General features: G+C 76.0%; 10 protein-coding genes. 4 read left to right on the top strand and 6 right to left on the bottom strand.

What is annotated here, in order from left to right; genetic code table 11:
• The 5 genes from MNZ27_RS06970 to MNZ27_RS06950 form a co-directional block, all read right to left on the bottom strand.
• A partial coding sequence (locus MNZ27_RS06970; RefSeq protein ID WP_408629682.1) for a HEAT repeat domain-containing protein occupies window positions 1-1,233 on the bottom strand: 1,233 nt, incomplete at its 3' end.
• 454 nt (window positions 1,234-1,687) lie between these two features.
• Window positions 1,688-3,067: an MFS transporter gene (locus MNZ27_RS06965; protein WP_242393317.1), complete on the bottom strand. Its 1,380-nt coding sequence runs from the start codon at window positions 3,065-3,067 to the stop codon at window positions 1,688-1,690.
• 98 nt (window positions 3,068-3,165) lie between these two features.
• Window positions 3,166-3,660 carry a hypothetical protein gene (locus MNZ27_RS06960; protein ID WP_242393316.1) on the bottom strand — a complete coding sequence of 165 codons (495 nt, stop codon included), beginning with the start codon at window positions 3,658-3,660 and terminating at the stop codon, window positions 3,166-3,168.
• Between the two features lie 180 nt (window positions 3,661-3,840).
• On the bottom strand, window positions 3,841-4,383 hold the full coding sequence (locus MNZ27_RS06955) for a GNAT family N-acetyltransferase (protein ID WP_242393315.1): 543 nt from the start codon (window positions 4,381-4,383) through the stop codon (window positions 3,841-3,843).
• Window positions 4,384-4,392: 9 nt separating this feature from the next.
• Complete coding sequence (locus MNZ27_RS06950) at window positions 4,393-5,664, bottom strand: hemolysin family protein (RefSeq protein WP_242393314.1); 1,272 nt, start codon at window positions 5,662-5,664, stop codon at window positions 4,393-4,395.
• Window positions 5,665-5,728: 64 nt separating this feature from the next.
• Between MNZ27_RS06950 and purS the strand changes: the two genes are divergently transcribed.
• The 4 genes from purS (at window position 5,729) to MNZ27_RS06930 (ending at window position 7,815) form a co-directional block, all read left to right on the top strand.
• Entirely contained in the window at window positions 5,729-5,974 is a 246-nt protein-coding gene (purS, locus tag MNZ27_RS06945) for a phosphoribosylformylglycinamidine synthase subunit PurS (protein ID WP_242393313.1), read from the top strand.
• Window positions 5,975-6,634 (top strand): phosphoribosylformylglycinamidine synthase subunit PurQ, encoded by a 660-nt coding sequence (gene purQ / locus MNZ27_RS06940; RefSeq protein ID WP_242393312.1) that lies wholly within the window; start codon window positions 5,975-5,977, stop codon window positions 6,632-6,634.
• 72 nt (window positions 6,635-6,706) lie between these two features.
• Complete coding sequence (locus tag MNZ27_RS06935) at window positions 6,707-7,360, top strand: alpha/beta hydrolase (protein ID WP_242393311.1); 654 nt, start codon at window positions 6,707-6,709, stop codon at window positions 7,358-7,360.
• Complete coding sequence (locus MNZ27_RS06930; RefSeq protein ID WP_242393310.1) at window positions 7,357-7,815, top strand: hypothetical protein; 459 nt, start codon at window positions 7,357-7,359, stop codon at window positions 7,813-7,815. Before MNZ27_RS06935 ends, MNZ27_RS06930 begins: the two co-directional genes overlap by 4 nt.
• Here the strand turns inward: MNZ27_RS06930 and MNZ27_RS06925 are convergent.
• Entirely contained in the window at window positions 7,787-8,131 is a 345-nt protein-coding gene (locus tag MNZ27_RS06925) for a response regulator (RefSeq protein WP_242393309.1), read from the bottom strand. The genes MNZ27_RS06930 and MNZ27_RS06925 overlap by 29 nt on opposite strands.
• Between the last annotated feature and the right edge of the window lie 115 nt (window positions 8,132-8,246).

The following is an 8,246-nucleotide window of genomic DNA, read 5'->3' as shown; positions in this document are numbered from 1 at the left end:
GCCGCGGTCCGGGTCGCCGAGCGCCGCGGCGCGCGCGGCCTCGGCCCGCTCGCCCCGGGCGAAGCCGAGGAGCAGCACCGCGCGGCGGCGGACGAGGGGGCTCGCGTCGGAGAGCGCGCCGGCGAGCCGCTCCTCCGCGGCGCCCGCGGCGACCGCGGCGAGGGCGTCGAGGGCGGCGACCCGGACGGCGGGGCGCGGATCCTGGAGCTCGCGCTCGGCGAGCTCGGCGGCGAACGGCTCCTGGAGCCGGGCGAGCGCCGAGAGGATGGCGCCCTTCACCTCGCCCTCCGGCTCGCGGCCCAGCGCGGCGGCGAGGAGCGGCGCCGCCGCCTTCGACCCGAGCGCCTCGAGGGCGCGCACCGCCCGGAGCCGGGTCGCGGCGTCGGCGGCCCGGAGGTCGTCCATCGAGCGCTCGTAGAGGACGCGGTCCGCGCGGGTGGCGAGGAGGCTCTTCAGCCGGCCCGCGTCGCTGCCGGAGAGCCCCATCCGCCCGTCCGCCTCGAAGCGGCCCGCGAGGCGCGCCACCGGCTCGGCCGCGGCCCGGGCCGCGAGCGCCGGGGCGGGCGCGGTGCCCGGGGTGGTGCCCCCGCTGCCGGCCGTGCCCGCCGCCGCGGTGGCCGCCGCAATGGCCGTCACGGTCGCGGTGCCCGCCGTGACCGTGCGCGAGGTGGCCGTCGCCTGGGGCGCACCTGCCGCGGTGCCCATCGAGCCCCTCGAGCCCGTGGTCGCCGAGGTGGCCGCCGCGACGGAGGCGGCCGGCGTGTCGCCGCGGAAGCCCTGCGCCTCCGCCGCCGCCTTCCACGCCCGGAGCGACTCGATCTCGGCGCGCAGCTCGGCGATGAAGCCGGCCAGGTCGGCGCCGCCCTCCTCCGGCCCCGGCGCGCCGTCCGATCCCGGGGCGCCCGCCAGCCGGGCGCGCTCGACGAGTCCGCCGAGGAGCCGCTCGCGCTCGCTCTCGAGGAGCCGCACGCGCTCGGAGAGGTCGGCGGCGCTCGCCTCGGCGTCGCCGCGCGCGCCGCGCTCGGCCGAGGCGAGCTGCTCGAGCTCGACCTCGCGCCGGCGCGCCTGCGCCGCGTCCGCGCGCGCGCGCTCCGCGACGGCGCGGGCCGCCTGGAGCTCCGACTCGAGCTGGGAGACGCGGCACTCGAAGTAGACGATCTTCTCGAGGGCGCTCCGGAGGAGCCCCTCCGGATCGATCGCCCCCGCGCCCGTCGCCTCCGTCCCGTCCGCCATCACCCGCCGCCCGTTCACCGCGGGGCCGCCCCGTGGACCCCCGACCGCACCCGGCGTTTCCCCGTACGGATCCCGCCTGATCACGGGATCTTGCGCCGATATCGCAGCATACGGTGTCGGGATCCCGATGGCAAATAAGTTGACGCGGGCGCCGCGCCGGTGATCCCGCGCGTGACGCTCGGTGAGGCGGCGCGCCCTTCGACTCCGCGCCCTTCGACTCCGCCCCCTTCGACTCGGCGCCCGCCGACCCGCGCCCTTCGACTCCGCGCCGCGCCCCGGCGCGGCGCTACGCTCAGGGCGAACGGGAGGGGGGCGCGGGGCTACGCTCAGGGCGAACGGATTAGGACGCTGCGCTACGCTCAGGGCGAGCGGGGGCGCGGGGCTACGCTCAGTGCAAACGGGAGGACCGGCGCTGCGCTCAGGGCGAACGTGAGTCTCGCACCGCTCGGCCGCTTCACACGGTGCCGGACCCCGGCGCCACGCGCTCGAGGCCGTGCGGGTGCGCGCCGCGCTCGCTGCGCCAGAGCAGGAACGAGAACACGAACCCGGCGGTCGCGAGGGCGGCGAGCATCCCCATCACCGCCGTCCAGCCCGCCGGGTTGGCCGCGCTCGCCCGCGCCGCGTCCTTCACCTTGCCCATCCCCCAGCTCATCGCCGCCCAGCCCACCTGCTGGCAGAAGGTCATGAGGGCGTACGCCGAGCCGAGCCGCTCGCCGGGGACGAGGTACGTCACGGCCGGCCAGAGCACCGCCGGGACGAGGGCGAAGGCGAGCCCGAGCATCGCCATCGAGACCACCGCGTCGAGCGGCGTCCCCGCCGAGACGATCGTCCCCACCCACGGCAGGGCGATCCCGGGGAGCTCCACGCCGCTGCGCCAGAAGGGCAGGAGCAGGAAGGGCGGGACGAGGATCGCCGAGCCCGCCGCCATGAGCAGCGCGCGCTTCCCGATCCGGTCCGCGAGCAGCCCGAACAGCGGCATCCCGATCATCGAGAGCATGGGGAGGATGCTCTTCAGGTCGCCGGCGGCCGCGCCCGAGAGCCCGCGCGCCTGGGTGAGGTACAGGTTCGCGAAGGTCCGGAACGGGAAGATCGTCGCGTAGAAGGCCACGCACAGCCCCACCACCCACCAGTAGGCGCGGTCGAAGCGGACGAGATCCCCCAGGACGAGCTTGTCGGTCGCGCCCGGGGCGGCCACGCCGTAGCGCCGCGCCGAGCCCGCCTCGAGCGCGGCGTAGACGATCGCGAAGACGAGCCAGACCACCCCGGCGCCCGCGGCGAGGAGGAGCGGCGGCTGCCACGAGCGGAACAGCCCCGCCGCGAGGCTCGGCGACCGGTCGGCCGCGAAGGACCCGAGCCGGGCGATGAGGAGCTGGAGCGCCAGCGCGAACGCGATCTCCTTCCCCTTGAACCAGCGCCCGACCACCGTGGTCGCCGCCACGATGAACAGCTCCGACCCGACCCCGAGCACGAACCGGCCGGCCATCATCGCGCGCCACGGCGCCGATGGGAGCTCGGCCGGCAGCACCGCGATGAGCACGCTCCCGAGCGCGCCCACCGCCGCGAAGAGCACCGAGGAGCGCGCGGTCCCGAGCCGGTCGATGAGGACGCCGCCCGCGACGAGCGTGAGGAGCGCCGCGACGTTGTAGGCGGTGTCGAGCGCGCCGATCTGCTCCCCGGTGAACCCGAACGTGCGCTCGAGGAGCGGCGTCACCGGGTAGAGCGCGTCGAAGACGTAGTAGTTGCCGAACATCGCCAGGCTGCAGGCGAGGAGCACGAGCCAGCGCGCGGCCCGCGGCGGCTCGGGGCGAGCGGGCTCCTGGGCGGCTTCGGTCATGGCGGCGGACCATAGCCCCGCACCGGCGCGCCCCACAACGCGCGGGGCGGCGCGGCCGGCCTCGCGACCCGCGGCCGGCCCTCCTCATCGGAATCGGATCACGGCGGCGCGGGCGGGAGCGCCTCGCCGCGCGAGCGCTCCTCCTCGCGCTCCTCCTTCTCGCCGACCGGGGCAGGCCTCTCCTGCGGTGCCGGCCCGGGGGCCCCCGGGGGCGCGCCCGCCCGCCCCGGGGGCGCACCCGCCCGCGGATGCTCGGCGGCGAGCTCCTCGAAGACGCCCCGCGCCTCCGGCGGGGTCGCGGCGGACGGGAACTGCGGCGGCGTCGGGATGCGCCAGATCTCCGGCAGCTCGCCCGCCGCCAGCTCGTCGAGCGCCCGGTCGCTCCGCGCCACCACCAGGGCCCCGTCGCGCTCCCCGCGCACCTCGTAGTACAGGATCACGCAGTCCTGCCGGAAGCCGAACCGGAACCCCTTCTGCACGGCGAAGCCCCAGTCGTACAGATCGGCGACGCGGCCGAGCCGCTTGCCGTCCAGGTCCCGCACCGGCTGCCCGAGCCGGACGCCGTTCCGCTCACGTGTCGAACGATCTCTCATCGCGGGCGCTCGGTTCGCGAGGGTCTCGCCATCATGATCAAATGGACGATGGAGAGGGGGCCTTGCCGGGGCACGGCCGGCACGGGGATCTCCCCGGCCGGGCCGCTCGCCGGGATCGCGACGGCTCGCCCGCCGGTCGCCCGCCGCCGTGTCGGCGCCGCCTCGCCCACCGCTCGGGCGCTACCGGCGCGCCCGCCACTCCTCGCGCAGCACCGCCATCGCGATCACGTCCACGAAGCGATCGCCGCGGAGCGCCGCCTGCCGGAGCACGCCCTCCCTGCGGAAGCCGACCCGCTCGTACGCGTGGATCCCGCGGGCGTTGTCGGCGTGCACGTGCAGCCAGACGCGGTTCAGGCGGAGGGCGTCGAAGCCGTACCCGACGATGAGCCGGGTCGCCTCCTGGCCATGCCCCTTCCCCCACTCCTCGGGGCCGCCGATGAAGATCCCGAACTCCGCCTGGCGAGCCGGATCGGCGAGCTGGTGGAGCCCCGTCACGCCGAGGAGCCGGCCGTCGTCCCGCGCCGCGATCCCCACCACCACCTCCTCCGTCGCGCGGGCGAGGGCGGTGATGAACTCACGCTCGGCGGCGAGCGAGATGGGCCGCTCGAGGCGCAGGTTCCGGTGGACCGCCGGGTCGTCCAGGATCGCGGTGAGGCGCGGCGCGTCCGCGGCGACGAGGGGCCGCAGGAGGAGCCGCGGGCCTTCCAGGCGCGGGGGGAACATGGGCGTCTCCTATCCCCGCTTCACCCGCGCCGCCCGCACCTTCGTGACCTTGCGCGGATCCGCCTCCGCCACCGTGAAGGCCCACCCGTGCCAGAGGAACCGGTCCCCGCGCGAGGGGATCGCCCCGGCGATGGAGTTGATGAACCCCGCCACCGTCTCGAAGCCCTGATCCTCCGGCACGTCCGCGCCGGTCGCGGCGTTGAGCTCGGCGATGGGGGTCTGCCCCTGCACGGTGAAGGTCCCGTCGGCGTGCGCCTCGACCGCCTTGACCTCCGCGTCCTCCTCGAACTCGTCCTGGATCTCGCCGACGATCTCCTCGAGGACGTCCTCGATGGTGCAGATGCCCATCACGCCGCCGAACTCGTCCACGACGAACGCCATGTGCAGCTTCCGCTTCTGCATCTCGCGGAGGAGCTGCTCCACCGGCTTCGACCACGGGACGAAGTGCGCCGGGCGGAGCAGGTCCGCGAGGACGATCAGCTCCGGGTGCGCGAGGAGCGGGACGAGGTCGCGCGCGTGGAGGATCCCCGCGATCTGGTCGAGGCTCCCGCGGTAGACCGGCATCCGCGAGTGCCCCTCCTCGGCGAGGATCCGGATGATCTCCGGCACCGGCGTCTCGAGGTCCACCGCGACGACCTCGGTGCGGGGGACCATCACGTCCCGGGCGACCTTCTCCCGGAACTCGAAGACGTTGTGGATGAGCTCGCTCGTGGCGGCGCCGGCGCCGTGCCCCTTCGCGTACTCCGCGAGCGCGCGCTCCATCTCGTCGAGCGGCGGGCGCGGGAGCGAGAAGCGCCCCTTGCCGCGGGTGACGAGGAGCGCGAGCGCCGCGAGCGGCCGGAGCACCTCCCGGGCGGCCCGGAACGGCCCCGCCAGGGCGAGCGCGACCGTCTCCCCGTGCGCGGCGCCTGCGCCGCGGGCGAGGGCGGCGATCGGCAGGGAGAGGAGCCCGGCCGCGAGGGCGGCGGCGGGACCGGCCGCCCAGCGGGCGCCAGCGCCGGCCAGGCGCGCGCCCTCGACCCCGGCGAGGAGCCCGACGAGCAGGATCGAGAAGGTGGAGGCGGCCCGCAGCGTGAACGCGGTCGCCTCCGGCTCGCCGAGCAGCGCGGCGAGCGCCCGATCGCGCGGCCGGGCGTCCGGCGCCGCGGCGAGCTCCTCGGCGCGCGGCACCCCGACCGCCACCAGCGCCGCCTCGAGGGCGGCGGTCACCGCCCGCATCCCGAGCAGCGCGGCGAGCGCCGCGAGGACGCCCAGCACCTCCGCGCTCGCCCCGTCCGACATTCACCCGCTACCCTAGCAAACTCCGCGGGATGCGCGAGCGGCGAATCGTGTTATGAAGCCGCGCATGGCGAAGAAGGCGCGCGTGTACGTCACGCTCAAGCGCGGGGTCCTCGACCCGCAGGGCTCGGCGGTGAACCGCGCCCTGCACGCGATGGGCTACGGCGAGGTCTCGGACGTCCGGCTCGGCAAGTTCATCGAGGTCACGGTGGACGAGCGGCGGCCCGAGGCGGACGAGCGGAAGCGGCTCGAGGAGATGTGCCGGAAGCTCCTCGCGAACACCGTCATCGAGGACTTCCGGATCGAGCTCTAGATGCGCGTCGGCGTCCTCACCTTCCCCGGCTCGAACTGCGACCACGACGTCTACCACGTGGTGAAGCACGTCTGCGGCGCGGACCCCGTCTACGTCTGGCACAAGGATCGGCTCCCCGAGAAGCTGGGCGCCGTCGTCATCCCGGGCGGCTTCAGCTACGGCGACTACCTCCGCTGCGGCGCGCTCGCGCGGTTCTCGCCGGTGATGGAGGACGTGGCGGCGTTCGCGAAGGCGGGCGGCCCGGTCCTCGGGATCTGCAACGGCTTCCAGATCCTGTGCGAGGCCGGGCTCCTCCCCGGCGTCCTGCTCCGGAACGCGTCCCTCAAGTACATCTGCCGGGACGTCACGCTGAAGGTGGACGGGCAGGAGACGCCGGTGACCCGCGGCCTGATCGGGCGGACGCTCACCATGCCGATCGCCCACGGCGACGGGAACTACTTCGCCGACCCGGCCACGCTCGATCGCCTCGAGGGCGAGGGGAACGTGGTGTTCCGGTACGTCGGCGGCGCCCCGAACGGCGCCGCGCGCGACATCGCCGGGATCTCGGCCGGTCCGCGCCGGAACGTGGTGGGGCTCATGCCGCACCCGGAGCGCGCGAGCGAGGCGATCCTCGGCCGGGACGACGGGAAGCGGCTGTTCGAGGCCCTCTTCGCGGCGTGAATCGAGCTCGGCCGGGAGTCGAGCGGCGAGCGGCGGCGCGTCGCCCTCCAGGCCGATATAGGCTGTAGCCGCGTGCAGCAGATCGACGTCCAGGGGCCGGTGGGCCGGCTGGAGGCGCTCCTCGAGGGCGATCCCGGCGCACGCTTCGCGGCGGTCGTCTGCCACCCCCACCCGCGCTTCGGCGGCACCCTCCATAACCACGCCACCTACCGGCTCGCGAAGGCGGTCCGGACCGCGGGCGGCGCCTCACTCCGCTTCAACTACCGCGGGGTCGGGCGGAGCGCCGGCGCCTACGACGGCGGCCGCGGCGAGGTCGAGGACACCCGCGCCGCCCTCGCCTGGCTCCGGGCCTCCCGCCCGGACGTCCCGCTCCTCGCGTGCGGCTTCTCCTTCGGCGCCTGGATGGCCGCGCGGGCCGGGCACGCCGACCCGGCGGTCCGGGGGCTGCTCCTCGCCGGGCTCGCCCTGCGCGCCGCGGACCGGGACCTCGTGCGCGACGGCGCCGACGTGCGCGCGATCGCGAAGCCGCTCGCGGTGATCCAGGCCGCCGGCGACGCGTTCGGCGCGCCGGCCGAGGTGAGAGCGGCCCTCGCCGACTCCGCGGGGCCGCGCCGGCTCGCGACGGTGCCGGGGGCGACGCACCTGTTCACCGAGGCGCTGCCGGCGCTGCAGCGCGAGGCGGAGGCCGCCCTGGCGTGGCTCCTCGCCGAGGTCGGGGCCGCGTGAGCGCCGGACCGCGCGAGGCGGGCGAGGCGATCGCCGCCGCGGCGGCCGAGCTCACGCGCATCTGGCGCGCGGCCCGGGCCCAGGCGAGGCCGGGCGTGTTCCCCGGCGCGAGCGACGGGCTCGTGGAGCGGTTCGTCGGCGGCCTCGGCGAGGCGCTCGTCCACGGCCGGCCCGCCGAGGAGGCCTGGGCGCGCCTCGACGGCGTGGTGCGGCTCGACCCGGCGGCAGAGGGGGAGGCGGAGGAGGAGCTCCGGGCGGAGTGGCGGATCCTCGGCGAGGTCCTGGCCGCGGCGTGCGACGCGCTCCGGGCCTCGCCGGAGGTGGTGGACGCGGCCGCCCGGGCAGTCGAGGCGGCGCGGCACGGGCTCGAGCGGATCCGGGACGAGGCGCCGCCGGGCGTGCTGCGGCTCGCGTGGCGCTCGCCGTTCAGGCGGCGTAGTGCCGGACCGCGCTGAGGAGATCGTCGAGGCCGAAGGGCTTCTGGAGGTACGCGTTCGCCTCGATCGCGCCGTCCCGGCCGAGCGCCGACAGCACGACCACCGGGATGCTCGAGAGGTCCGGGTCCGACTGCTGCCGGCGCCGGAACTCCCAGCCGCTCATCCCCGGCATCATGAGGTCGAGCAGGACCACCTGCGGGTGGTGCGCGCGAGCCTGCGCCAGCCCCTCCGCCCCGTCACCCGCAGAGAAGACCTGGTACCCCTCGTCGGCGAGCACCTCGGCGACCGCCTGCCGGATGTCCGACTCGTCATCGACGATGAGCACGGTGCCCATGACTACTACAGTTAAGTCCTTGCAGCGCGAGGAGCAATTTCGCGGCCGCGGCGAACGTGGGGCGGTCAGCGAAACAGGCGGGCAGGCGCGCGGGCGGCCGTTGAAAACGCGTCAG

Origin of the sequence: Anaeromyxobacter oryzisoli, from assembly GCF_022690765.1 — a bacterium.
Taxonomy (GTDB): Bacteria; Myxococcota; Myxococcia; order Myxococcales; family Anaeromyxobacteraceae; genus Anaeromyxobacter; species Anaeromyxobacter oryzisoli.
The sequence above is the reverse complement of the archived record's forward strand: the minus strand, read 5'-3'. Positions and strand labels throughout refer to the sequence as shown.